General features: G+C 70.0%; 21 protein-coding genes and 1 pseudogene. 15 read left to right on the top strand and 7 right to left on the bottom strand.

Annotated features, from left to right (window positions below; genetic code table 11):
- Positions 1 to 61: 61 nt before the first annotated feature.
- The 5 genes and pseudogenes from K0O62_RS10450 to K0O62_RS10470 all read left to right on the top strand — a co-directional run bounded on the left by K0O62_RS10450 (position 62) and on the right by K0O62_RS10470 (position 4,636).
- Positions 62 to 901: an NUDIX hydrolase gene (locus K0O62_RS10450; RefSeq protein WP_097933401.1), complete on the top strand. Its 840-nt coding sequence runs from the start codon at positions 62 to 64 to the stop codon at positions 899 to 901.
- A gap of 61 nt (positions 902 to 962) precedes the next feature.
- Complete coding sequence (locus tag K0O62_RS10455; protein ID WP_073856190.1) at positions 963 to 1,655, top strand: enoyl-CoA hydratase; 693 nt, start codon at positions 963 to 965, stop codon at positions 1,653 to 1,655.
- 9 nt (positions 1,656 to 1,664) lie between these two features.
- Complete coding sequence (locus tag K0O62_RS10460) at positions 1,665 to 2,663, top strand: class I SAM-dependent methyltransferase (RefSeq protein WP_073855936.1); 999 nt, start codon at positions 1,665 to 1,667, stop codon at positions 2,661 to 2,663.
- Positions 2,660 to 3,870, top strand: a pseudogene (locus K0O62_RS10465) (THUMP-like domain-containing protein). The gene K0O62_RS10460 and the pseudogene K0O62_RS10465 overlap by 4 nt, the downstream one beginning before the upstream one ends.
- A gap of 64 nt (positions 3,871 to 3,934) precedes the next feature.
- Positions 3,935 to 4,636, top strand: coding sequence for an esterase (locus K0O62_RS10470; protein WP_073855938.1), 702 nt, complete (start codon positions 3,935 to 3,937; stop codon positions 4,634 to 4,636).
- 10 nt (positions 4,637 to 4,646) lie between these two features.
- Here K0O62_RS10470 and K0O62_RS10475 read toward each other — a convergent pair whose 3' ends face one another.
- Complete coding sequence (locus tag K0O62_RS10475) at positions 4,647 to 5,945, bottom strand: BamB-related PQQ repeat family beta-propellar protein (protein WP_073855939.1); 1,299 nt, start codon at positions 5,943 to 5,945, stop codon at positions 4,647 to 4,649.
- 47 nt (positions 5,946 to 5,992) lie between these two features.
- Between K0O62_RS10475 and K0O62_RS10480 the strand changes: the two genes are divergently transcribed.
- Complete coding sequence (locus tag K0O62_RS10480; protein ID WP_073855940.1) at positions 5,993 to 6,739, top strand: acyltransferase; 747 nt, start codon at positions 5,993 to 5,995, stop codon at positions 6,737 to 6,739.
- 11 nt (positions 6,740 to 6,750) lie between these two features.
- Here the strand turns inward: K0O62_RS10480 and K0O62_RS10485 are convergent, their stop codons facing one another.
- The 3 genes from K0O62_RS10485 to K0O62_RS10495 form a co-directional block, all read right to left on the bottom strand.
- A complete protein-coding gene (locus K0O62_RS10485; protein WP_073855941.1) occupies positions 6,751 to 7,980 on the bottom strand; it encodes a glycosyltransferase family 4 protein in 1,230 nt (409 codons plus the stop codon).
- A gap of 94 nt (positions 7,981 to 8,074) precedes the next feature.
- Positions 8,075 to 9,613, bottom strand: a complete 1,539-nt coding sequence (locus K0O62_RS10490; protein WP_073856191.1) for a 1,4-alpha-glucan branching protein domain-containing protein — start codon at positions 9,611 to 9,613, stop codon at positions 8,075 to 8,077.
- A 32-nt stretch (positions 9,614 to 9,645) separates the two neighbouring features.
- Positions 9,646 to 10,443, bottom strand: coding sequence for a class I SAM-dependent methyltransferase (locus tag K0O62_RS10495; RefSeq protein ID WP_073855942.1), 798 nt, complete (start codon positions 10,441 to 10,443; stop codon positions 9,646 to 9,648).
- Between the two features lie 197 nt (positions 10,444 to 10,640).
- Between K0O62_RS10495 and K0O62_RS10500 the strand changes: the two genes are divergently transcribed.
- From K0O62_RS10500 to K0O62_RS10535, 8 genes are all read left to right on the top strand, one after another.
- Positions 10,641 to 11,432, top strand: coding sequence for an electron transfer flavoprotein subunit beta/FixA family protein (locus K0O62_RS10500; protein ID WP_073855943.1), 792 nt, complete (start codon positions 10,641 to 10,643; stop codon positions 11,430 to 11,432).
- 36 nt (positions 11,433 to 11,468) lie between these two features.
- On the top strand, positions 11,469 to 12,425 hold the full coding sequence (locus tag K0O62_RS10505; RefSeq protein WP_073855944.1) for an electron transfer flavoprotein subunit alpha/FixB family protein: 957 nt from the start codon (positions 11,469 to 11,471) through the stop codon (positions 12,423 to 12,425).
- 280 nt (positions 12,426 to 12,705) lie between these two features.
- Complete coding sequence (locus K0O62_RS10510) at positions 12,706 to 13,545, top strand: GNAT family N-acetyltransferase (protein ID WP_073855945.1); 840 nt, start codon at positions 12,706 to 12,708, stop codon at positions 13,543 to 13,545.
- On the top strand, positions 13,542 to 14,387 hold the full coding sequence (locus tag K0O62_RS10515) for a lysophospholipid acyltransferase family protein (RefSeq protein WP_073855946.1): 846 nt from the start codon (positions 13,542 to 13,544) through the stop codon (positions 14,385 to 14,387). Before K0O62_RS10510 ends, K0O62_RS10515 begins: the two co-directional genes overlap by 4 nt.
- A gap of 47 nt (positions 14,388 to 14,434) precedes the next feature.
- Positions 14,435 to 15,622: a cysteine desulfurase family protein gene (locus K0O62_RS10520; protein WP_073855947.1), complete on the top strand. Its 1,188-nt coding sequence runs from the start codon at positions 14,435 to 14,437 to the stop codon at positions 15,620 to 15,622.
- Positions 15,619 to 16,686, top strand: a complete 1,068-nt coding sequence (gene mnmA / locus K0O62_RS10525) for a tRNA 2-thiouridine(34) synthase MnmA (RefSeq protein ID WP_073855948.1) — start codon at positions 15,619 to 15,621, stop codon at positions 16,684 to 16,686. The genes K0O62_RS10520 and mnmA overlap by 4 nt, the downstream gene beginning before the upstream one ends.
- A gap of 25 nt (positions 16,687 to 16,711) precedes the next feature.
- The gene (locus K0O62_RS10530; protein ID WP_073855949.1) at positions 16,712 to 17,722 is read left to right on the top strand and encodes a uroporphyrinogen decarboxylase/cobalamine-independent methonine synthase family protein; all 1,011 of its coding nucleotides are present in this window, start codon (positions 16,712 to 16,714) and stop codon (positions 17,720 to 17,722) included.
- Positions 17,723 to 17,792: 70 nt separating this feature from the next.
- Positions 17,793 to 18,653, top strand: coding sequence for a hypothetical protein (locus K0O62_RS10535; protein ID WP_131817389.1), 861 nt, complete (start codon positions 17,793 to 17,795; stop codon positions 18,651 to 18,653).
- A gap of 3 nt (positions 18,654 to 18,656) precedes the next feature.
- On the opposite strand, the gene K0O62_RS10540 is transcribed toward K0O62_RS10535, so the two are convergent.
- Complete coding sequence (locus K0O62_RS10540; RefSeq protein WP_073855951.1) at positions 18,657 to 20,267, bottom strand: 4-coumarate--CoA ligase family protein; 1,611 nt, start codon at positions 20,265 to 20,267, stop codon at positions 18,657 to 18,659.
- 94 nt (positions 20,268 to 20,361) lie between these two features.
- Here K0O62_RS10540 and K0O62_RS10545 point away from each other — a divergent pair, with 94 nt between their 5' ends.
- A complete protein-coding gene (locus tag K0O62_RS10545; RefSeq protein WP_073855952.1) occupies positions 20,362 to 21,249 on the top strand; it encodes an alpha/beta fold hydrolase in 888 nt (295 codons plus the stop codon).
- A gap of 29 nt (positions 21,250 to 21,278) precedes the next feature.
- Here K0O62_RS10545 and K0O62_RS10550 read toward each other — a convergent pair whose 3' ends face one another.
- Entirely contained in the window at positions 21,279 to 22,898 is a 1,620-nt protein-coding gene (locus tag K0O62_RS10550; protein WP_073855953.1) for a PE-PPE domain-containing protein, read from the bottom strand.
- A gap of 144 nt (positions 22,899 to 23,042) precedes the next feature.
- Entirely contained in the window at positions 23,043 to 23,438 is a 396-nt protein-coding gene (locus K0O62_RS10555) for an MmcQ/YjbR family DNA-binding protein (protein WP_073856192.1), read from the bottom strand.
- Positions 23,439 to 23,469: the final 31 nt, after the last annotated feature.

Consider the following 23,469-nt stretch of genomic DNA (forward strand, 5'->3'; position numbering starts at 1 on the left):
GCGAAGCTTGCGAGCGAATCATCGGCTTGCAATGCGCCGACCGAGCCTGCGAGGCCGGCGCATGACCGACCCGTTGGTGCCCCGGCCCGCCTCGACGGTGATGCTGCTCCGCGATGCGGGCACCCCGGAGTCCCTGGAGATCTTCCTGATGCGCCGGCATTCGGCGATGGACTTCGTCGCCGGGGTGATGGTGTTCCCCGGCGGCGGCGTCGACGAGCGCGATCGCGGTACCAACATCGCCTGGTACGGACCCGAGCCGGCCTGGTGGGCCGAGCGGCTCAACGTCGACGTCGACCTCGCCGAGGCCCTGGTGTGTGCCGCCGCGCGGGAGACCTTCGAGGAGTCCGGGGTGCTGTTCGCCGGGGCGGCCGACGACTCGGACATCCTCGTCGACGACGCCTCCGTCTACCGCGAGCAGCGGGCGGCGCTGGCCAACAATTCGCTGTCCTTCGCGGACTTCCTGCGTGACGAGAAGCTGGTGCTGCGCGCCGACCTGCTGCGGCCCTGGGCGAACTGGGTGACCCCGAAGGAGGAGCGCACCCGTCGTTACGACACCTACTTCTTCGTCGGCGCCATCCCGCAGGGCCAGCGCGCCGACGGGGAGAACACCGAGAGCGACCGCGCGTTCTGGTGCACCCCGCAGGCCGCCCTCGACGAATTCGCCGACGGGAAGTCCTTCCTGCTCCCGCCGACCTGGTCGCAGCTCGATTCGGTCAACGGGCGGACTGTGGCCGAGGTGCTCGCCACCGAGCGCAGGATCGTGGCGATGGAACCCAGCCTGTCGGCGGACAAGGCGACCGGCGACTGGGAGATCGAGTTCTTCGACGGCGAGCGCTACAACGCGGCCCGCAACCGGCGTGGCCCGCAGGGTTACACCGACGGCGGAGTGAAGCGGGCATGAGCGAGTGCAACGAGCGAATCGATAGCAGGGAATGCGGCACCCGAGCCTGCGAGGTGGCCGCATGAGCGAGTTCGTCTCCACCGTCGTGGCCGACGGCGTGGCCACCCTGGTGCTGTCCCGGCCGCCCACCAACGCGCTCACCCGGCAGATGTACCGGGAGATCGCCGCGGCGGCCGGTGAACTCGGTGCCCGCCCCGAGGTCGGCACGGTCATCGTGTTCGGTGGGCACGAGGTGTTCAGTGCCGGAGACGACGTCGCCGAACTGCGGCGCCTCGGCGCGGCCGACGCCGAGAGCGTGACCGCGGCCTGCCGTGCCGCCCTCGACGCGGTGGCCGCCATCCCGAAGCCCACGGTCGCCGCGGTCACCGGTTACGCGCTGGGGTCGGGACTGGCCCTGGCGCTGGCCGCCGACTGGCGGATCGCCGGGGACAACGTGAAGGTCGGGGTCACCGAGGCGCTCGCCGGGCTGCTGCCGGCGGCGGGCACCGAGCGGCTGGTCGGGGTGGTCGGGGCCGGCCGGGCCAAGGAGCTGGTGTTCAGCGGCCGGTTCGTGGGCGCCGAGGAGGCCCTGGCCCTGGGCTTGGTCGACGAACTGGTCGCCCCCGACGGTGTCTACGACGCCGCGCTGGGCTGGGCCCGCAGGCATGCCGAGGCGCCGGCACACGTGCTGGCCGGGGCCAAGGCGATGATCGACAGCCCTGGTGAAGCGGTGCGGCGCTACGTCGAGGTCTTCGGGACGTTCACCGGCAGTTAGGCTGCCCATATGACGAGCACCGACCAGACGCCTCACGTCGACGCTGACGCCGAACTGAAGCCCAACCCGCACGCCACCGCGGAGCAGGTCGAGGCGGCGCTGAAGGACACCAAGCTGGCCCAGATCCTGTACCACGACTGGGAAGCCGAGACCTACGACGACAAGTGGTCGATCTCGTATGACCAGCGCTGCATCGACTACGCGCGCGGCCGCTTCGACGCCATCGTCCCCGAGGAGGTGCAGCGCGAGCTGCCCTATGACCGGGCCCTGGAGCTGGGCTGTGGCACCGGCTTCTTCCTGCTCAACCTGATCCAGGCCGGCGTGGCCCGCCGGGGCTCGGTGACCGACCTGTCCCCGGGCATGGTCAAGGTCGCCACCCGCAACGGGCAGGGCCTGGGCCTGGACATCGACGGCAAGGTCGCCGACGCGGAGGGCATCCCCTACGAGGACAACACCTTCGACCTGGTGGTCGGGCACGCGGTGCTGCACCACATTCCCGACGTGGAGAAGTCGCTGCGCGAGGTGGTGCGCATCCTCAAACCGGGCGGCCGGTTCGTGTTCGCCGGTGAGCCCACCAGCGCCGGCAACGTCTACGCCCGCAACCTGTCCACGCTGACCTGGCACCTGTCCACCAGCATCACCAAGCTCCCCGGCCTGGAGAGCTGGCGTCGCCCGCAGTCCGAACTCGACGAGTCCTCGCGTGCGGCCGCCCTGGAGGCCGTGGTGGACCTGCACACCTTCGATCCCGAGGATCTGGAGCGGATGGCCACCAACGCCGGCGCGGTCGAGGTGGCCACGGCCAGCGAGGAATTCACCGCCGCCATGCTCGGCTGGCCGATCCGCACCTTCGAGGCCTCGGTGCCTCCGGGCCGGTTGGGTTGGGGCTGGGCCAAGTTCGCGTTCAACAGCTGGACGACGCTGAGCTGGGTGGATGCCAACGTGTGGCGCCGGGTGGTGCCGAAGGGCTGGTTCTACAACGTGATGGTCACCGGGGTCAAGCCGTCCTGACCGACGGCGGGGGCCCAGCGACTCGGGAAGTCGTCCGGTGTCAGTAGCCTTCTCGCTCGGGGACGTCGCCTACCTGCGCAGCGACGACGGCCGGCGTGCGCTGACCGAGGTTGCCGAACTCGCGCTCAGCGATTCCGGCCGGGTCGCCGACATCGCCACGGTGCGAGCACGTTTCGGGGACCGTACCGCGGCACTGGTGGAGACCACGCTGTTGCGGCGGCGGGCGGCGGCCAAGTTCGCCGATCCGTCGTCGTGGTTGTTCACCGATGACGCGCTGCAGCAGGCCACCACCGAGACGGTCGCAGCCCACCGCGCGCGCCGGTTGGCGGGTGCGCGGATACACGATGTCACCTGCTCGGTGGGCGCCGAACTGGCCGCGCTGCGACCGGTCGCCGCACTGCTCGTGGGCAGTGACATCGATCCGGTCCGACTCGCCATGGCGCGCAACAACGTTCCCGATGTCGAGGTGTGCCGGGCCGACGCGCTGCGCCCGGTCACCCGTGACACGGTGGTGCTGGCCGACCCGGGACGGCGCAGCGGCGGGCGGCGCCGGTTCGATCCGCGCGCCTACGCACCGCCGCTGGATGAACTGTTCGACGCCTACCGCGGCCGCGACCTGGTCGTGAAGTGTGCTCCCGGAATACCTTTCGAACAGCTGGGCGATCTGGGATTCGACGGGGAGATCGAGCTGTGCTCCTCGGCCGGAAGTGTGCGCGAGGCATGTCTGTGGTCGGCGGGGCTCACCGAGCCGGGGGTGCGCCGGCGCGCCACCGTGCTCGACCGCGGCGAACAGGTCACCGACGCCGACCCAGACGATTGCGCGGTCGGCCCGGCCGGCCGGTGGATCATCGACCCCGACGGGGCCGTGGTGCGTGCGGGATTGGTGCGCCAGTACGCAACCCGGCACGGCCTGTGGCAGCTGGACCCCGATATCGCCTATCTGTCGGGGGATGAACTGCCGGACGGGGTGCGCGGTTTCGAGGTGCTCGGCGAGGTCGGGTTCGACGAGAAGCGGCTGCGCCGGGAACTGGCCGCCCACGATGCCGGTGCGTGCGAGATTCTGGTCCGCGGCGTGGACGTGGACCCGGACGCGCTGCGTCGGCGGCTCAAGCTTCGTGGGTCGCAGGCGGTATCGGTCGTCATCGCCCGGATCGGTACCGGAGCGGCCGGCCGTGCGGTGGCGTTCATTTGCCGATCTTCGCGATAGCGCCACAGGTACCCTGTCGGGCAGCGGCGCCTGTGCCGACCCTGCTCCTCGGAGGATCTCCCAGATGCGCGTACCCTCGCTGGCCGCCCCGGTGCTGGCCGTTTCGGTGTTGGCCGGAGCACTCGCGTCGGCGGCCCCGGCGTTCGCCGCCCCGCTCAAATGCGAGGACGTCGGCGCGACCGTCGGCGTCGGCGCCACCTGCCAGATCCAGCAGATCGACCCGGCCTACATGCTCAACATCAACTTCCCGTCCGACTACCCGGACCAGAAGGCGGTGTTCGACTACGTCAAGCAGACCCGGGACGGCTTCCTGAATGTGGCCAAGAGTCCCGACTTCCGGGGCATGCCGTACGAGTTGGACACCACCTCGGCGAAGTACTCCTCCGCGGTGCCGCCGCGCGGCACCCAGTCGGTGGTGTTCACCACCTACCAGAACGTCGGCGGCGCGCACCCCCAGACGTTCTACAAGTCGTTCAACTGGGATCAGGCCTACCGCAAGCCGATCACCTTCGAGACCCTGTTCCGGGACGGCACCGACCCGCTGCCGGTGATCCTGCCGGTGGTGCAGGCCGAGTTGGCGAAGCAGTCCGGGATGCCCGATCCGGTGCTGCCCGAGGCCGGCCTGGATCCGGCCAACTACCAGAACTTCGCGATCACCGACGACGCGGTGATCTTCTTCTTCGGACAGGGCGAACTACTGCCCGAGTCCGCCGGCGCCGTTCAGGTGTCGGTGCCGCGGGCCACGATCGCCCCGCTACTGGCCTGAGCGCCGCGGCTCAGTCCGGCACGAAGCCGTAGACCTGGCCGTCGCTGGTCGCGGTGACCACGCGGCCGTCGTGGCCGATGGACACCCCGACCGGCCAACCGGTCGCATCGGGTAGGGGGTAGCGGTTGACGGTGCCGCCCTCGGCGGGGTCGAACACCAGCAGGGCCTGTCCCTGCTCCCCGTCGCGGACCACGGTGTAGCCGGCGTTCTCCCCGGCCCGGCTGGACGTCGACAACGGCTCGACATCAGCACGCGTCCATGCGATCTCGGCGTCATCGCCGTTGTCGGTGAGCCCGGTCAGCCGGGCGCCCGGACCGCCGCCGGCCACGATCACGCCGTCCGGTGACACCGATGGCGGGGTTTGCGGCTGGTAGCCCAGCTCGATCGACCACTTGGCGGTGCCGTCGGCGGTGTTGAGCGCCCACAGCCGGCCGTCGCGCCCGTTGACGTAGACGGTGGCGCCGTCGGCGGACAGCACCGGGCTGGCGATGGGGCCCCCGCCGACCGCGTCGCTGGTCCACACCCGTTTCAGGATCGGGGTCTGGCCGGGTCGGTACTGCAGCCCGGTGAGAACCGGGGCGGGCGCGCCCGGTTCCCACAACCCGAGCACCAGCATCCCGGACTCGGCGGCGAAGGCCGGTGCGGCCGAGACGGGGCAGTCCTTGCCGCCCACGGCGCAGTCGTCGAGGCCGCGTTCGGAATCGGTGGGGTCGACGCCGGACACCAGGTCCAGCGAGGTGCCGACCACGGTCCCGCGGTGCGCGTCGAACACCAGCACCTGACCCAGGTGGGTGAGCACGAGCAACTGTCCGGGAGCCAGCAGCCGTGGGGTGGTGGGCATCCCGATCACCGGCTGACGCCACCGGATCCACTGGGTCGGCGGGTAGGACATGATGGCGCCGGGTTGACCGACGTAGAGGTTGTCGAAGCCATCGAAGAGGGCACTGGAGCGCGGGCCGCCCTGCCACAGCCGGGTGCACCACCGCTGGCGGGCGTTGCTGTCGGTCTCCCAGACCATCAGCGAGCAGCCGTTCGCGGTCTGCGCGTTGACCGCGAGGTAACTGCCGGAGCCCAGCGCCACCTGCGCACCCAGTTCGCCCTTGACCGAGCGCTCCCAGTCCGGGGCGAGCGCCTGCGCGCCGTCCACCGGGTTGTAGCTGGTGTTGGCGGCGTCGGCGTACTGCGCCGCCCAGCCGGTCGCGGGGTGGGCCTGGACCCACGAATCGGTGTTTGCGCAGGAGCTGACGGTCAGCGCCGCGATTCCCAGCACGGCAGCAAGCCGGCGCACAGTTCCTCCTCGAGCAGGCATCGAGTCCCGAGACTATCCCGTCTGGGTGTCGCGTAAGGTGACCGGCCATGACGACGATGTGGGGCGCGCCGCTGCACAAGAGGTGGCGTGGTTCGCGATTGAGCGATCCGCGCCAGGCGCAATTCCTGACCCGCGATTCGCTGCGCTGGGTGCTGGCGAACAAGGCATACACACCGTGGTACCTGGTGCGCTACTGGCGGCTGCTGAAGTTCAAGCTGCGTAACCCGCACATCATCACCCGCGGCATGGTGTTCCTGGGCAAGGGCGTGGAGATCGAGGCCACCCCGGAGCTGTCCACCATGGAGATCGGCCGGTGGGTGCACATCGGGGACAAGAACACCATCCGCTGCCACGAGGGTTCGCTGCGCATCGGGGACAAGGTGGTGCTGGGTCGCGACAATGTGATCAACACCTATCTGGACATCGAGCTCGGCGACTCGGTGCTGATGGCCGATTGGTGCTACGTCTGCGATTTCGATCACAAGATGGACAGCCTGGAGCTGCCGATCAAGGATCAGGGCATCATCAAGAGCCCGGTGCGGATCGGCCCGGACACCTGGGTCGCGGCGAAGGTGACCGTGCTGCGCGGCACCTCGGTCGGCCGCGGCTGCGTGCTGGGGGCGCACGCGGTGGTCAAGGGCGAGATCCCGGACTACTCCATCGCGGTCGGCTCCCCGGCCAAGGTGGTCAAGAACCGCAAGGTCGCCTGGGATGCGTCGGCCGCCGCGCGGGCCGAGCTGGCCGCCAACCTCGCCGACATCGAACGCAAGAAGGCCGCCCGCTCGGGTCGCTGACCCCGGCGGGTTCAGCCGTAATCGGGGAGCGGGCGCTCCTCGATCAACCGGCGCGGCTGCGGTTGGCGTTCGGCCCGCTTGGCGGCCAGGTACACCTGACTGGTGTTGTCGGCCACCGTCGGCCAGGCGAAGTCGGAGGTGAGTCGTTCCCGCGCGGCGACGGCACGGCGCTGCGCGGCGGCCGGGTCGTCCAGGACGCGCCGTACGGCGTCGGCCAGACCCGCCACACTGCGCGGCGCACACGACACACCGGTGATGCCGTCGATCACGGCCTCACCGAGTCCGCCGGCGGTCGAGGTCACCAGCGGGGTGCCGGTGGCCGCGGCCTCCAGGGCGACGATGCCGAACGGCTCGTAGTGCGAGGGCAGCACCGCGGCGTCGGCCCGGTGCAGCAGCTCGACCAGACCCGAATGGTCGGTACGGCCAACGAATCTGGTGGCCTTGAGCACCTTGTGCTTGCGGGCCTGCTCGACCAGGAAATCCAGCTGGGTGCCGTCACCGGCGATGGTCAGTGTGGTGCCCGGGTGGGTCTTGCGGATCCGGGGGAGCGCGGCGATCGCGTCGTGCACGCCCTTCTCGTACTCCAGCCGGCCGAAGTACAGCAGCTCGGCCGGCCCGGTGTGCGGGCGCCGGGGCGCGAAAGGCCATCCCTCGGTGTCGATCCCGTTGGGGATGACGGTGGTCTCGGCCAGCCCGGGGCCGAACAGCGCGTCGATCTCCTCACGCATGGAGGCCGAACAGGTGATCAGCGAGTCGGATTCGTGCACCAGCCAGGATTCCAGAGCATGCACCTGACGGCTCACCTGTCCGGACAGCCAGCCGGAATGCCGTCCCGCCTCGGTGGCGTGGATGGTGGAAACCAGTGGCACATCGAAGTATTCGGCCAAGGCGATGGCCGGGTGCGCGACCAGCCAATCATGGGCGTGCACCAGATCGGGCTGCCAATCGCGCAGCGTCAAGCCGCACCGCACCATCGAGTGGCCCATGGCCAGTGTCCACGCCATCATGTCGGTGCCGAAGGTGAACTCGTGCGGGTCCTGCGCGGCGGCGATCACCCGCACGCCCTCGGTCACCTCGTCGGTGGTCGGGTGGGTGCAGGGGTCGGTGCCGGTGGGGCGCCGGGACAGCACGACGACCTCGTGCCCGGCGAGCACCAGCTCGGTGGCCAGATGATGCACGTGCCGGCCGAGGCCGCCGATGATCACCGGCGGGTACTCCCAGGACACCATGAGGATCTTCACGCACACGCACCTTCGACGGCGCACGACGGTGCGCAAACTGCGGGGGAGGGGCGGCGTGTCGCGCAGCAGACGCGCACGCTCGCGGCAAAGGGGGTCATCGGGGGAGCCGCCGGGCGTCCAGGGCGCCGAACAGGCCGTCGGCCCGGTTCCAGTCGGCAGCGAGTCGCTCGGCCTGCTCGCGCCGGCCCGAGGCCAGCGCCGCGGAGATCTCGCGGGTGGCGTGCGCGTGCAGATGGGCGCGGTAGCGCGCGTATTCGGCGGCCGAGTCCTTGCTCACCATGAACGGCCAGTCGCTGGAGACCGTCAGCAGCGTCTCGCGCAGGATCTGGTCGGCGACCGCGTCGCGGCCCGCGCCGCGACCGCGGTGCGTCAGCGCCTTGTCCACCGCCGACAGTGCGGTGTCGACCACCTCGGCGTTGAGCGCCACCAGATCGGAGACCTTCTCACCGTTCCAGACCTGCCAGTCCTTGCCCGAACCCCAAGAGCTGGGCGGCAATTCGACTGTGGACCCGACGTAGCCCTCGGCGATGGCATCCGACAGCGTGCCGACCCGGACACCCGCCTCCGGCAACGCGCGCAGCAGGCGTTCCAGCCACCGCGGGCCCTCGTACCACCAGTGCCCGAACAGTTCGGTGTCGAAGGCGGCCACCACATGCGCGGGCCTGCCGATGCGATCGGACTCCGTGCGCAACCTGCGCCGCACCATCCCGACGAAGTCGGCGACGTGCTTGTCGATGGCCGCGTCGGCCCGTTCGGGTTCATACGGCGCCTTCGATTCCGAGGGCACATTGCGGCCGGTCACCCGGGCCGGTTTCAGACCGGTCCGATGATCGTAGGTGTGGAAGTCCCGGTAGGCGGCGTGCCCGGGGTAGCCGGATTTCGGTGACCACACCCGGTAGCTGACCTGCAGATCGCGCCCGAACGCCACCACATCGGTGTCACCCACCGGGCGGCCGAGTGCGGTGTCCCCGTGCAGGGACGGGCCGTCGACCATGAAATGCCCGACACCGGCTGCGGCGTAACCGATCTCCATGCCGGGTGCGTACGCGCATTCGGGGGCCCAGATGCCCGTCGGCGTGTGCGCGAAGCGCTGCCGGGCATCGGCCAGGCCTTCGCGCAGCGCGAACTCACGCAGCCGGGGGTTGAGCAGCGGCTGGAACGGATGCGAGAGCGGCCCGCCGAGCAGTTCGATGGTGCCCGCGTCGACGAGTTGGCGCAGCAGCGGGCTGCCGCCGTGGCGCCACAGGGTGGTGAAATCCTCCAGCGCCTCGGTGGCGGCCGCGTATTCGCGAATACCGAACTGGCGCATGGCCTCCGGTGAATTGAAGGTGCCTTCCGCACCGGCTTGCGCGGTGCCGGCCGCAGTGCTCGCTTCCAAAGCTCGCAACTGCCAGTTGGCCAGCCAGTGGTGCATGCCGGTCAGGCAGTACGGGTCGTCGAGCTGGGCGGTGACCACCGGGGTCATGCCGAGGCTGACGAGGTGGCTGCGGTCCTCGGCGGCCAGGGTGCGCAGCACCCGCATCAGCGGCAGGTAGGCCGCGGCCCAGGATTGGTACAGCCATTCCTCGCCGACCGGCCAGCGACCGTGGTGGGCCAGCCACGGCAGGTGCGTGTGCAGCACCAGCGTGAACATCCCGGGAGTGGCGTCACCGGTCGGTTTGCCGGTCACGTTCGTACCGCAATCGCCACCAGATCGAGGCTGGCATCGATATCGGAATCTTTCGCGTCGAGCAGATCGAAATCCTCGGCGCGCACGGCGGCGACGTCGGCCAGCAACTCCGGCGACCACGGGGCATCGGCGACGGCGCGGGCGATCTGGGCGTCGATGATCGAGCCGTCGTGGCGGGCGTCCATCGCGGCCAGGCCGGCGCCGTGGAACACCCCGTACACGCCCTCGATTTCGAAGCCGCCCTGCTCCAGCAGCTCGGTCAGATCGGCCGCGTTCAGCTCACGGGTGTGGAACGGGTTGAGCGGGGTGTCCCGGCCGGGGGAGAAGGTGATCCGGTTCGGGGTGGACATCAGCAGCAGTCCGCCCGGGCGCAGCACCCGCGCGCATTCGCCGACGAACTGGCCCTGGTCCCAGAGGTGCTCGATGACCTGGAAGTTCACCACCACGTCGACCGAGCCATCGGCTAATGGCAGATCGGCCAGATTGCCGAGATGCATCTGCACCCGCGGATACTTCGCCCGGATGTGGGCGACGGCCTGCTCGTCGTAGTCGACCCCGACGACGCTGCGGGCAACTCCGGCGATCAGATCGGCGCCGTAGCCCTCGCCGGGCCCGGCTTCGAGGACGTCGCGACCGGCGCACCGGTCGGCGAGACGCTGATAGACCACCTCGTGGCGGCGGAACCAGTAGTTCTCCTCGGCCAGGCCGGGGATGGTGCGCTCGCCGGTCAAGGGCAGGGAAGCGTCAACTCCCTCGTTGGAGCCGGTGCTGTCGACGGAACCGATTGTGCTCATTGGAAGGCAGGCTAACCCGTAATGGCCGGTTCGCGAACGGATGCCCTAGTGACCGTGTGGTCTGAGCGAACGGATTGACCAGTTATGGTGTCCTTGCGTGCCGTCAAAGTTACTCGCGGGTAACATGGTGGCCGATTCGTAAATCGTGATATGCCCAGGCCGGCTGCCGGCCTCATCGAGGAGGACGAACCACAGTCATGACGAACATCGTGGTCCTGATCAAGCAGGTCCCTGACACCTGGTCGGAGCGCAAGCTCACCGACGGCGATTACACGCTGGATCGCGAGGCGGCCGATGCCGTGCTCGACGAGATCAACGAGCGCGCCGTCGAAGAAGCGCTGCTCATCAAGGAGCGCGAGGGCGGCGACAGCACGGTGACCGTGCTGACCGCGGGCCCGGAACGCGCCACCGAGGCCATCCGCAAGGCGCTGTCCATGGGCGCCGACAAGGCTGTGCACCTCAAGGACGACGGCCTGCACGGCTCCGACGTCATCCAGACCGGCTGGGCGCTGGCCCGCGCGCTGGGCACCATCGAGGGCACCGAGCTGGTCATCGCCGGTAACGAGGCCACCGACGGTGTCGGCGGCGCCGTGCCGGCCGTCATCGCCGAGTACCTGGGTCTGCCGCAGCTCACCCACGTGCGCAAGCTGAACGTCGAGGGCGGCAAGGTCACCGCCGAGCGCGAGACCGACGAGGGCGTCTTCGGCCTGGAGGCCACCCTGCCGGCCGTGGTCAGCGTCAACGAGAAGATCAACGAGCCGCGCTTCCCGTCCTTCAAGGGCATCATGGCCGCCAAGAAGAAGGAAGTCACCGTCCTGACGCTGGCCGAGATCGGCGTGGAGCCCGACGAGGTGGGTGTCGCCAACGCCGGCACCAAGGTGCTGTCCTCGACCCCGAAGCCGCCGAAGACGGCCGGCGAGAAGGTCACCGACGAGGGCGACGGCGGCACCAAGGTCGCCGAGTACCTGGTTGCCCAGAAGCTGATCTAGCCCACCTCTCCCAGACACTCACGAAGGACATAAGACATGGCTGAAGTACTTGTGCTCGTCGAGCACGCCGAAGGTGCGCTGAAGAAGGTCAGCACCGAACTCATCACCGCCGCCCGCGTGCTGGGCGAGCCGTCCGCGGTCGTGGTCGGCGCCGAAGGCACCGCCGCCGCCCTGACCGACGGCCTCAAGGCCGCCGGCGCGGCCAAGATCTACGTCGCCGAGTCGGCCGACGTGGACAGCTTCCTGGTCACCCCGAAGGTCGACGTGCTCGCCGCGCTGACCGAGACGGCCGCCCCGGCCGCCGTCGTGATCGCCGCCAGCGCCGAGGGCAAAGAGGTTGCCGGCCGGCTGGCCGCGCGGCTGGGCTCGGGCCTGCTGGTCGACGTCGTCGAGGTCAAGGACGGCGGCATCGGCGTCCACAGCATCTTCGGTGGCGCGTACACCGTCGAGGCTCAGGCCACCGGCGAACTGCCGGTGATCACCGTGCGTCCCGGCGCGGTGGAAGCCGCCCCGGCCGACGGTGCGGGCGAGGTCATCTCCGTCGAGGTTCCGGCCCAGGCCGAGAACGCCACCAAGATCACCTCCCGCGAGCCGGTCGTCGCCGGTGACCGTCCGGAGCTCACCGAGGCCAACGTCGTCGTCGCCGGCGGCCGTGGTGTCGGCAGCGAGGAGAACTTCAAGATCGTCGAGGAGCTCGCCGACTCGCTCGGTGCCGCCGTCGGTGCCTCGCGTGCCGCCGTCGACTCCGGCTACTACGGCGGTCAGTTCCAGGTCGGTCAGACCGGTAAGACCGTGTCGCCGCAGCTGTACATCGCGCTGGGCATCTCCGGCGCCATCCAGCACCGCGCCGGCATGCAGACCTCGAAGACCATCATCGCGGTCAACAAGGACGAAGAGGCTCCGATCTTCGAGATCGCCGACCTCGGCATCGTCGGTGACCTGTTCAAGGTCACCCCGCAGCTGACCGAGGCGGTCAAGGCCCGCAAGGGTTAAGCAACTCCTGTGAAGGCCCCCGGACACGCTGTGTCCGGGGGCTTTTTCGTGTCAAGGCTCCGCGAGAGGGACGTTTCTGCGCTCTCAACGGCCCGCAGACCGCAGAATCGTCGCTCTCGGCACGGATCTTCGAGCCCGGGATGTTCATCCGTCGTGCACGGACACGTCACACCGGCGATGCCCTGCGGAGATCCGGACCCGCAACCGTGCTCGGTATGAGCGACGCCTGCGGAGCGAATCAACTGGTGACATGCGGGACCCGAGCCTGCGAGGGGGCCGCATGAGCGACGCATCTGTACTCATACCCGCTGACAACATCGACCGAGCTGCGCCCGGACCGCGCTACACCCTGTTGCTGTCCACCGATCCGGCCCATATCGAGGCCGCCCAACGCCTGCGCCACGACGTGTTCACCGCCGAGCCCGGCTTCGCGCTCAACCCGGCGCGCCCCGGTTTCGACGTGGGACTCGACGCCGACCACTTCGACCAGTTCTGCGACCACCTGCTCGTCCGCGAGGACATATCCGGCGAACTCGTCGGGTGTTACCGGATGCTGCCGCCGCCGGGCGCGATCGCCGCGGGCGGGCTCTACACCGCCACCGAGTTCGACGTCCGGGCGCTGGACCCGCTGCGCCCCTCGCTGGTGGAGATGGGTCGCGCCGTGGTGCGCACCGAGCACCGGCACGGCGGCGTGGTGCTGCTGATGTGGGCCGGGATCCTGGCCTACCTGGACCGTTACGGCTACGAGCACGTCACCGGCTGCGTGTCCGTGCCGACGCACCCGAGCCGTCAGACGCCGGGCAGTCTGCTGCGCGGGGTGCGCGACGCCGTGCGGCGCCGGCACAGCGCACCCACCGAACTCACCGTGCGGCCCTACCGGCCGGTGGTGATCGACGGCCGCAGCCTCGACGAGATCGAACCCCCGGCCCGGCTCACACTGCCCGCCCTGATGCGGGGGTACCTGCGCCTCGGCGCACAGGTGTGCGGTGAACCCGCCCACGACCCGGACTTCGGGGTCGGGGACTTCCCGGCGTTGCTGGACAAGAGCCGGGTCGACGTCCGCTACCTGTTGCGGTTGCGCTCGGTCTCGCAGGCCGCGGACCTGGCGGCCGGGCAGTGAGCGTCACACCGCACCCGTGGCTGCCGAAGGCGTCCTGCGACGCCGCCTGCATGCACGCCGGCGCCGCCCCGAAGGGCTCCCGACCCGCGGTCTGGGCGCGCAGCGCCGTGCGCATCACCGGGGCGGTGCTGCTCCTGCTCGCGGTGCCGGTGCTGGCGGTGCCCCTGCCGGGGCGCTCCCATCTGCAGCGCGGCTACTGCCGGCTGATGCTGCGCTGCGTCGGGGTCCGGATCACGGTGTCGGGCGGACCGATCCGCAACCTGCGCGGGGTCCTGGTCGTCAGCGGCCACGTGTCCTGGCTGGACGTCTTCACCATCGGGGCGGTGCTGCCCGGATCCTTCGTCGCCCGTGCCGACCTGATCGACTGGCCGGCGCTCGGCGTCATCGCACGCCTGATGAAGGTTATCCCGATCGAACGGGAGAACCTGCGTCGGCTGCCCGCCGTGGTCGGCGCGGTGGCCGCCCGGCTGCGCAACGGCCAGACCGTGGTGGCCTTCCCGGAGGGCACCACCTGGTGTGGGCTGGGCCACGGCCCGTTCCGGCCGGCCATGTTCCAGGCCGCGGTCGACGCCGGCCGCCCGGTGCAACCGCTGCGGCTGACCTACCATCACCGCGACGGCAGGCTGTCGACCGTGCCCGCCTACGTCGGTGAGGACACCCTGGTCGACTCCATCCGGCGGCTGGTGACCGCGCGGCGCACGGTGGCGCACGTGCAGGTGCAGTCCCTGCAGTTGCCCGGCGACGACCGACGCGACCTGACCGCCCGCTGCGAGGCGGCGGTGCGCGGCGCCGGGGGACGTGACGTGGCACACGCCGGGCAGGCGCCCGCGCTGGTGGCCTGACCTCGACGGACAGGGCCGGGCACACCGGCGGCTATCCTGGATGGGCCATGACCGCCGCATACCTGGATCACGCCGCCACCACCCCGATGCACCCGGCTGCAATCGAGGCGATGGCCGCTGCGCTGGCCACGGTGGGCAACGCGTCCTCGCTGCACACCTCCGGGCGGGCGGCGCGCCGCCGGATGGAGGAGGCGCGCGAGACGCTGGCCGGATTGCTGGGCGCCCGGCCGTCGGAGGTGATCTTCACCGCCGGTGGCACCGAGTCCGACAATCTGGCGGTCAAGGGCATCTTCTGGGCCCGCCGCGGCGCCGAACCGCAGCGGCGCCGGATCGTGACCACCCCCGTCGAACACCACGCGGTGCTCGATGCCGTCGAGTGGCTGGTCGACCACGAGGGCGCCGAGGTGACCTGGCTGCCCGTCGCCGCCGACGGCTCGGTGTCGGCCGCCGCTCTGCGGGAGGTGGTGCAGGCCCACGACGATATTGCGCTGATCTCGGTGATGTGGGCCAACAACGAGGTCGGCACCATCCTGCCGATCCCCGAATTGGCAGCGGTGGCAGCAGAATTCGATATTCCTATGCACAGTGACGCGATCCAGGCGGTCGGGCACGTCCCGGTGGATTTCGCCGGCAGCGGGTTGTCGGCGATGAGCGTCGCGGCGCACAAGTTCGGTGGCCCGGTCGGCATCGGCGCGTTGGTCCTGCGTCGCGACACCGCGTGTGTGCCGATACTGCACGGAGGCGGTCAGGAACGTGACGTGCGTTCGGGCACACCGGATGTCGCCGCCGCAGTGGCGATGGCGGTCGCGGCCGAGGTTGCGGTGGGCGGACTCGTCGAGACCAGCGCGCGGGTGTGTGCGCTGCGGGACCGGTTGATCTCCGGGGTGCAGGCCCTGATCGAGGACGTCGACCTCAACGGTGCGACCGGTCACGCCCGGCTACCGGGCAACGCCCACTTCACTTTTCGCGGCTGCGAGGGCGACGCCCTGCTGATGCTGCTGGACGCCAACGGCGTCGAATGCTCGACCGGTTCGGCATGCACGGCCGGGGTGGCCCAGCCGTCGCATGTGCTCATCGCGATGGGCGCCGACCCGGCCGCCGCACGTGGATCGTTGCGACTTTCGCTGGGGCACACCAGCACCGAGGCTGACGTCGATGCGGCACTGGACGTGCTGCCGGCTGCCGTGGAGCGGGCCCGGCAGGCGGCGCTGGCCAGTGCGGGGACCAGGCGATGAAGGTTCTGGTCGCGATGAGCGGTGGCGTCGACTCCTCGGTGGCCGCCGCGCGGATGGTCGATGCGGGCCATGAGGTCGTCGGGGTGCACCTGGCGCTGTCGGCCGCACCGGGAACCCTGCGCACCGGATCGCGGGGCTGCTGCTCCAAAGAGGACGCCGGTGACGCGCGCCGGGTCGCCGACATCCTCGACATCCCGTTCTACGTATGGGACTTCGCTGACCGATTCAAGGCCGAGGTCATCGACGACTTCGTCGACTCCTACGCGCGCGGGGAAACCCCCAACCCGTGTGTGAAGTGCAACGAGACCATCAAGTTCTCCGCCCTGTCGGCGCGGGCGCTGGCGCTGGGCTTCGATGCCGTGGCCACCGGCCACTACGCCCGGCTGGCCGACGGACGGCTGCGACGTGCCGTGGACATCGACAAGGATCAGTCCTACGTGCTGGGTGTGCTGACCGCCGAGCAGTTGCGGCACGCGTTGTTCCCGATCGGGGACACCCCCAAGACGGAGATCCGCGCCGAGGCCGCCCGCCGGGGATTGGCCGTCGCCGACAAACCCGACAGCCATGACATCTGCTTCATCCCGTCCGGGGACACCCGCGCGTTCCTGGGCGCGAAGATCGGGGTGCGTCGCGGCGCCGTCGTCGACGCCGCCGGTGCCGTGCTCGCCGAACACGACGGCGTGCACGGCTTCACCATCGGCCAGCGCAAGGGGCTTGGCATCGAGGGGCCGGGTCCCGACGGGCAGCCCCGCTATGTCACCGGCATCGACGCCGAGACCGGTGTGGTGCGGGTCGGGCCGGCCGAGGATCTCGACGTGTCGTCGCTGACCGGGCAGGACCCGGTGTTCACCGCCGGCACCCCGCTCACCGGGCCGGTGGAGGGCGTGGTGCAGGTGCGTGCGCACGGCGGACTGGCCGAGGCGGTCGTGGAGCTACGCGAGGGCAAGCTGATCGCCGACCTGCGCACCCCGCTGCGCGGGGTGGCGCCGGGCCAGACGATGGTGCTCTACCGGCCCGACCGGGCCGGCGACGAGGTCCTCGCGAGCGCCACCGTCACCCGCTGATCCGCCATCGAATACGGTTGGCCACGTGAGTGTTTTCGCCGCCGCCACCGGCATCGGATCGTGGCCAGGAACATCCGTACGCGAGGCCGCCGAGATCATCGTCGGTGAACTGCACACCCTGCCGCACCTGGTCGAGCTTCCGGCCCGTGGTGTCGGCGCGGACCTGATCGGGCGCACCGGTGCGCTGCTGGTCGACATCGGCATCGACACCGTGGCACGGTCCTACCGGATCGCGCCGGGCCGCAGTTCGGTGCTGCGGCGTGCGGTCAGCATGCTCAACGAGGACCTGGATGCGCTCGAAGAAGCCTGGGAGAAGGCCGGGCTGCGGGGGTCGGGGCGGCCGGTGAAGGTGCAGGCCGCCGGACCGTTCACGTTGGCCGCGCACCTGGAGCTGGCCAACGGGCACCGCGCCATCTCCGACACCGGTGCGTTGCGGGACCTGGCCGGTTCGCTGGCCGAGGGGCTGGGCGCGCACCGGGCAGAAGTCGCCCGGCGGCTCGGCACCGACGTCGTGGTGCAACTCGACGAGCCGTCGTTGCCGGACGTCCTGGCCGGTCGGCTCACGGGGGTGACCAGCCTGTCGCCGGTGGCCCCGCTCGACGAGCAGTTGGCCGCGGCCCTGCTCGATGACTGCGTCGGCGCGCTGGGCGGTGAGGTCGCGCTACACAGCTGCGCCGCCGAACTGCCGTGGAAGCTGCTGCAGCGCAGCCGTTTACAGGCATTGTCGGTAGATGTATCGACGCTGCAGGCCGCAGATCTGGACGGGGTGGGGGAGTTCGTCGAATCCGGGCGGACCGTGCTGCTCGGGGTGATTCCGGGCGGCGCACAGCAACAGCGCTGGGAGCCCGAACACGTCGCCGAAGCGGCGGCGGCGATCACCGATCGGCTGGGGTTCGGGCGTTCGGTGCTGCGCGAGAGGATCGGCATCACACCTGCCTGCGGGTTGGCCGGAGCCACCGAAGCATGGGCCCGCACGGCGGTCGGACTGGCGCAGAAGGCCGCCGACGGATTGGCCGTCGATCCGGACGGAATCTGACCGGCAAACATCGCGGGGGCGTAAGCTGAGCCCGGCGGTGAGGGGGCACGTGTACTTGCGGAAGCAGTTGATGACAGCCGGCGCCGGGGCGGCGTTTGCGTTGACGCTGCTCATCGGGCCGGTCCCGGTCGCCGCCTCCGACCCGGGGTCACGCGGATCGCACTCCGGTCAGTCCAGCGCCCGGGATGACCCGAGAGGCCGCGGCGGCGACACGCCACGCGGGCGCGCTTCCAGCAATGAATCGGGCGGCGCCGGCGGGCGTAAGCCCGAAGGGGTCGAGACGCGCGACCCATCGGCACCGATCGAGACATCCACCCAGGGCGTGTTGCGCAGCACCGGTTCCGGCGCCCCCGAGACCTCCCGCACCGCCGAGTCGACGACCGCCCCCACAGGCGGATCGACGACCGCCCGCACCGGCGGATCGACCACCGCCCGCACCGGCTCGGGGGAGGCCGATCGGCCATCGGTGACCACCGCTGACGGCGCCAGAACCGTGCGGACGGCCAGATCCGCCCGTGGCTCCGACACCACCACCGGTGGTTCGGACCGGCGTCCGGTCGCCGAGCCCGGGACGGCGGGGCCGGGCCGGCCGGAACCCGTGAGTGCCGACGACCTGATCGCCGATCCCGCATCGCAGCCGCCTCGTCCGCAGCCGTTGGCCGATACACCCGGCGGCATCCCCGCCGTCGTCCCGGCGGTGCCGCCGGCGCCGGCTCCCGTCCTGCTGTCGCCGGGGCGGATCTGGGCCCCGCAGGTCGTCGGGGTACCACGGCTGACGGCGCCACGGCTGGCGTCGGATCGGCGCCCGGGCCAACCCATGACCTCGCTGTTCGGTGTTCTGGGGTTGCTGCTGATCCCGCTGGCCGGCGCGGCGCTGGGCTACCGGCAGGCCCGGGCGGCGCGCTCGGTCGGCGCGCTGCCGCACGTCTAGCGGTTACCTGCTCCGCAAGTCCTTGCGCAGAATCTTGCCCGCCGCCGATTTCGGGATCGCATCGATGAACGCCACCTGCCGGACCTTCTTGTACGGCGCCACCTGCTCGGCGACGAACGCCATCACGGCGGCTTCATCCACCTCGGCGTCGGGCTGACGCACCACGAACGCCTTGGGCACCTCCTCGCCCGACTCCGGCTCGGTGACCCCGACGACGGCCGCGTCGGCGATCGCGGGGTGGGCCAGCAGCACAGCCTCCAGCTCGGCCGGCGGCACCTGATAACCCTTGTACTTGATCAGCTCCTTGAGCCGGTCGACGATGAACACACAGCCGGTCGAATCGATCCGGGCCAGGTCACCGGTGTGCAAGAAGCCGTCCGCGTCGATCGTCTCGCGGGTGGCCACCTCGTTGTTCAGGTAGCCGACCATCACGTTGGGCCCCCGGAACCACAGCTCACCGGTCTCACTCAGCCCTGTCTCGGGCAGCCCGATCTCCTCCCCGGTCACCGGGTCGATGAGCTTGGACTCCGAGTTCGGCACCGTCCACCCGCACGAGCTGACCGGCGCGGCCGCACCCACCAGCGCCCGGCCACGGTCGAACGGTGTGACGTGGCTGACCGGGCTGAGCTCGCTCATCCCGTAGCCCTGCACGAGCGCGCAGCCCAGGCGGGCGGTGACGGCGGAGCCGAGCTCCTCGTCCAACGGCGCGGCGCCGGACATGATGGCGCGCAACGAGGACAGGTCGAATCGGTCGACCATCGGATGCTTGGCCAGCGCCACCGCCACCGGTGGGGCGATGAAGACGTGCGTGCACGAGTGCTCGGCGATATTGGTCAGGAAGTCGGTCAGGTCGAACGCGGGCATGATGACCAGTCGGGCGCGGGCGTGCAGCGCGGCGTTGAGCAGCACCGTCATTCCGTAGATGTGAAAGAACGGGAGCACGGCCAGCACCACGTCATCGGCGGTCATGCTCTGCAGCGGCCGGATCTGCGCGACGTTGGACACCAGATTGCGGTGGGTGAGCATCACCCCCTTGGGGTTGCCCGTCGTCCCCGAGCTGTACGGCAGCACGGCCAGGTGGGTGGCCGGGTCGAAGCTCACCCGCGGCGCCGGGTGCCCGGCCCCGAGCAGATCGTCGGCGTTGGGGTGCCCGTCGGTGGCCGCCCCCGGGCCGTCGAGCACGATGACCGCCGACTCGGCCAGGCCCGCACGTGCGGCGCCCTCGACGGCCTGCGCGCGCAGCGCGGTGACGGTGATCAGCAGCGTCGCCCGGGAGTCGGTGAGCTGCTTGGCGATGTCCTTGGCGGTGAAGAGCGCATTGATGGTGGTCGCGGTCGCCCCGGAACGCAGAATGCCGTGGAACGCGACGGCGAACGCCGAGCTGTTCGGGGCGAGCAGACCCACCACGTCCCCGGGTCCCAGGCCGCGGGCCGCCAAGGCTCCGGCGAAGGCGTCGATCCGCTGGACCAGCTGCCGGTAGCTGATGGTGTTGCCGGTCGGGGCGTCCACCAGTGCGATCTGGTCGGCCACCGTGGGGTCGAGGTCTGCGAACAGATAGTCGTAGACGCTGGCTGAGGGGATCTGGACCGGGGGATACGGGCTCTCGATACTCATGGCACTCCTTATCGAACCACGCCGTCGGGGCGGGTGGGCGAGCCGAGAACGCCCAACGCGTTACCAGCGGTACTGGATAACGTACATTGTCGTCATGGACAACCCGCCCGACCTTCCCGGGGTGACGCACCACTTCGTCGACCTCGGTGCCGGCGTGATCATCCACGTGGCCGACGCCGGTCCGGCCGACGGCCCGCCGGTGATGCTGGTGCACGGCTTCCCGCAGAACTGGTGGGAGTGGCACGAGCTGATCCGGCCGCTGGCCGAGGATGGGTACCGGGTGCTGTGTCCGGACCTGCGCGGCGCGGGCTGGAGCTCGACACCCAAGGACCGCTACCTCAAGAACGACATGGCCGACGATCTCGCCGCGGTGTGCGACCGGCTGGGGGTCGGGCCGGTCAAACTGGTGGCCCACGACTGGGGCGGGCCGGTCGCCACCATCTTCATGCTGCGCCATCCGGAGAAGGTGGCCGCGTTCATGGGTCTCAACACCGCGGTGCCGTGGCTCAAGCACGACCGCACGGCGCTGATCAACATCTGGCGGATGTGGTACCAGATTCCGATGCTGCTGCCGGTGATCGGCCCGAAGGTGATCGCCGACCCGAAGGCCCGGTTCTTCAAGATGCTCGCCTCGTGGGTGGGCGGCGATTTCGAGACCCCGCCGGAGGACATCGCGTTCTACGTCGCCTGCATGCGCCGACCTGGCTACGCCGAGGCGGGTTCACGCTGGTACCGCACCTTCCAGACCCGGGAAGCGGCCCGCTGGATGCGCGGCGAGTTCGACGATCACCACGTCTCGGTGCCGGTGCGCTGGCTGCACGGCACCGACGACTCCGTGCTCACCCCGGAACTGCTGCGGGTGCTGCCCGAGCACTGCTCGGACTTCCAGCTGGAACTGGTGCCCGGGGTGGGGCACTGGATCGTCGAGCAACGCCCGGAGTTGGTGCTCGACCGGCTGCGCGGATTCCTGACGTCCACCTAGCTGCGCCCGGCCCGCTGTACCGCCTGCGGTCAGGCCGCCTTGTCGTTCGAGTCGGCGCCGCCGGCGGACTCCGAATCGCCCGAACTGTCCGTCGAGTCGGCGCCGCTGGTGCCCCGCGGTGCGGTCCCGCCGGCCGGCTCCGTGCCACGCCGCACCTCGGCCGGGCCGTCATCGTCCTCGGCCGCCAGATCGTCCGCGCCGAGGTCGGCGTCGGCCTCGCGGGAGCGCTGGCGCGTGGTGATCGGGGTGGCCTCCGGCAGTTCGGATTCGAGTTCCGCGGCGATCGGCTGCTCGTCGGTGATGTCGGCCTCTTCGGTGACCTCGGGGGTTTCGGCGACCACTTCGGCGGCTTCCGTGATTTCCGTGGTTTCAGCGGGACCTGCGGTGACTTCGGTGATGGCAGGCTCGCTGTCCACGCCGCCGGCCCCGCCCGGACCGGTGACGTCGGCAGCCACCGCCGCCGGCCGCAGATCGGCGGCGTCGTCGTCCGACGTGGACAGCGCCGCCATCGCGGTCAGACCCGCCTCGACCTCGGGGTTCGACGGGGCGACCCGATCCCAGTTCGGGTTCAGAGCGTGCCGGATCCCGACCCCGATGGCGTTGAGCAGTTCGAACGGCAGCGCGAGCAGTCGCTGCGGTGTCGGCAACAGCGAGGCCGGGGTGGGGGTGCCCGGATTGATGGCCCGGTTATACCCCAGATCGACGAGCACCTTCAGCGCCGGTTCGACCAGGTCGATCAACGGCTTGGGCACCCCGAGCAGGCGCAGCGGCAACAGCAGCGGCAGATACGGTGCGGCGAGCGTGACGTAGGTGATGTTGCTGTCGGGGTCCTTGTAATCCGGGCGGGCCCGCGGGGCGTCCAGGCCGGCCGGCAGATAGTTGATGTGCAGCGTGAACCCCATGAGCGCGTTCAGCGTCGCCAGCAGATTGAGCGGGTAGTTGGGGAAGTCCGAGATCGTGTCGTATTCCCAACTGATATCCAGCGTTTCGTACTGGGTGTCGGTGGGTGTGGAGCCGTCGAGTCTGATGCCGAAGAACGGCACGAACAGCCCTGGGAAGCGTTGTGCCAGACCGCCGTTGGGCCGGTTCATGCCGGCGACCATGATGAAGGTCAGCTTGTCGGCGTCCGGGGAGCCGACCGACTTCAGATGCCGCAACTCGCGGACGACGACATTGGCACTCGATGAGTAGCCCACCACGGTCACAGGTTCGCCGGTCTGCAGCGCGGCGTCGATCGCGGTCTGCAGTGCGGTGAGGCCGCCGCGTTGGGATTGCTCGAAGGTGGTCTTACCGTCCCAGCCGGTGGTGAGCGGAAGTTGGGACGGCCACGCCACCGGCTGATAGTCGTAGCCGAAGTACGGTGAGTCCGGATTGTTCGGGTCGAAATAGCCCTTGCCGGGCACCCCGGACGGGAATCCGGTGTTGTTGGGGGTGCCGGGTGGCAGCGGACTACCGCCGAGGCCATGCTCCATGCCCACACTGGTGGGATTGCTGTTCCCGCCCATCACCAGCAGCGTTCCGGCCATCAGGCGCACGCCGGCGCCGATGCTGGACAAGAACACCAACACGCCGATGGCGACGAAAACCACCGCGACGTTTGCCGTGCGTGACAGATACGGCATGAACCGCGGCACCGATAACGTGCGCATCCCAATCCTCCCCAACCCGAATGCGATGCCGATCATCCCCGGTGACCGGTCTGTGCTGGGAAATATCTACCATGCAAACGCGGTGCTCAGCGGGAGATTCGGGGAGGTTCCGAGTTTTCTGCGCCAATCGACCCAGCCGTGCGGCTACCGCGCGTCGAGTTCCTTGATCAGTCTCTTCTGGGCCACCATCCGGTAGGACGCGTCGAGTAACTCGATGACCTCGTCCCAGTCCACCTTCGCTGCGGTCAGGTCCAGGCCCAGCCAGCCGAACGGCCCCAGGTAGGCGGGAAAATAGAACCGCGCGTCCTGCTCCAGTGCCCGGCGGTCGGATTCGTCGACCTTGACCAGCAAGGAGTAGGGATAGGGCACCATCCCGTCGGGACTCTTGAGATTGCCGCCGTAGATCGCGAACATCTTCGTCGCGCAGAACACCGGCCGGCCCCAGGCGATCTTCTCGAACGCCCCGGGGAAATCCAGTGCCCGGGCACGCACCTCGGCCAGGCCGAAATCATCGTCGGAGAACATCACCGGGTGCGGCACAGGTCGCAGTTTAGCCGTGTCGGCGGGCTGC

The sequence above is a fragment of the Mycolicibacterium diernhoferi genome, from assembly GCF_019456655.1.
GTDB lineage: Bacteria > Actinomycetota > Actinomycetes > Mycobacteriales > Mycobacteriaceae > Mycobacterium > Mycobacterium diernhoferi.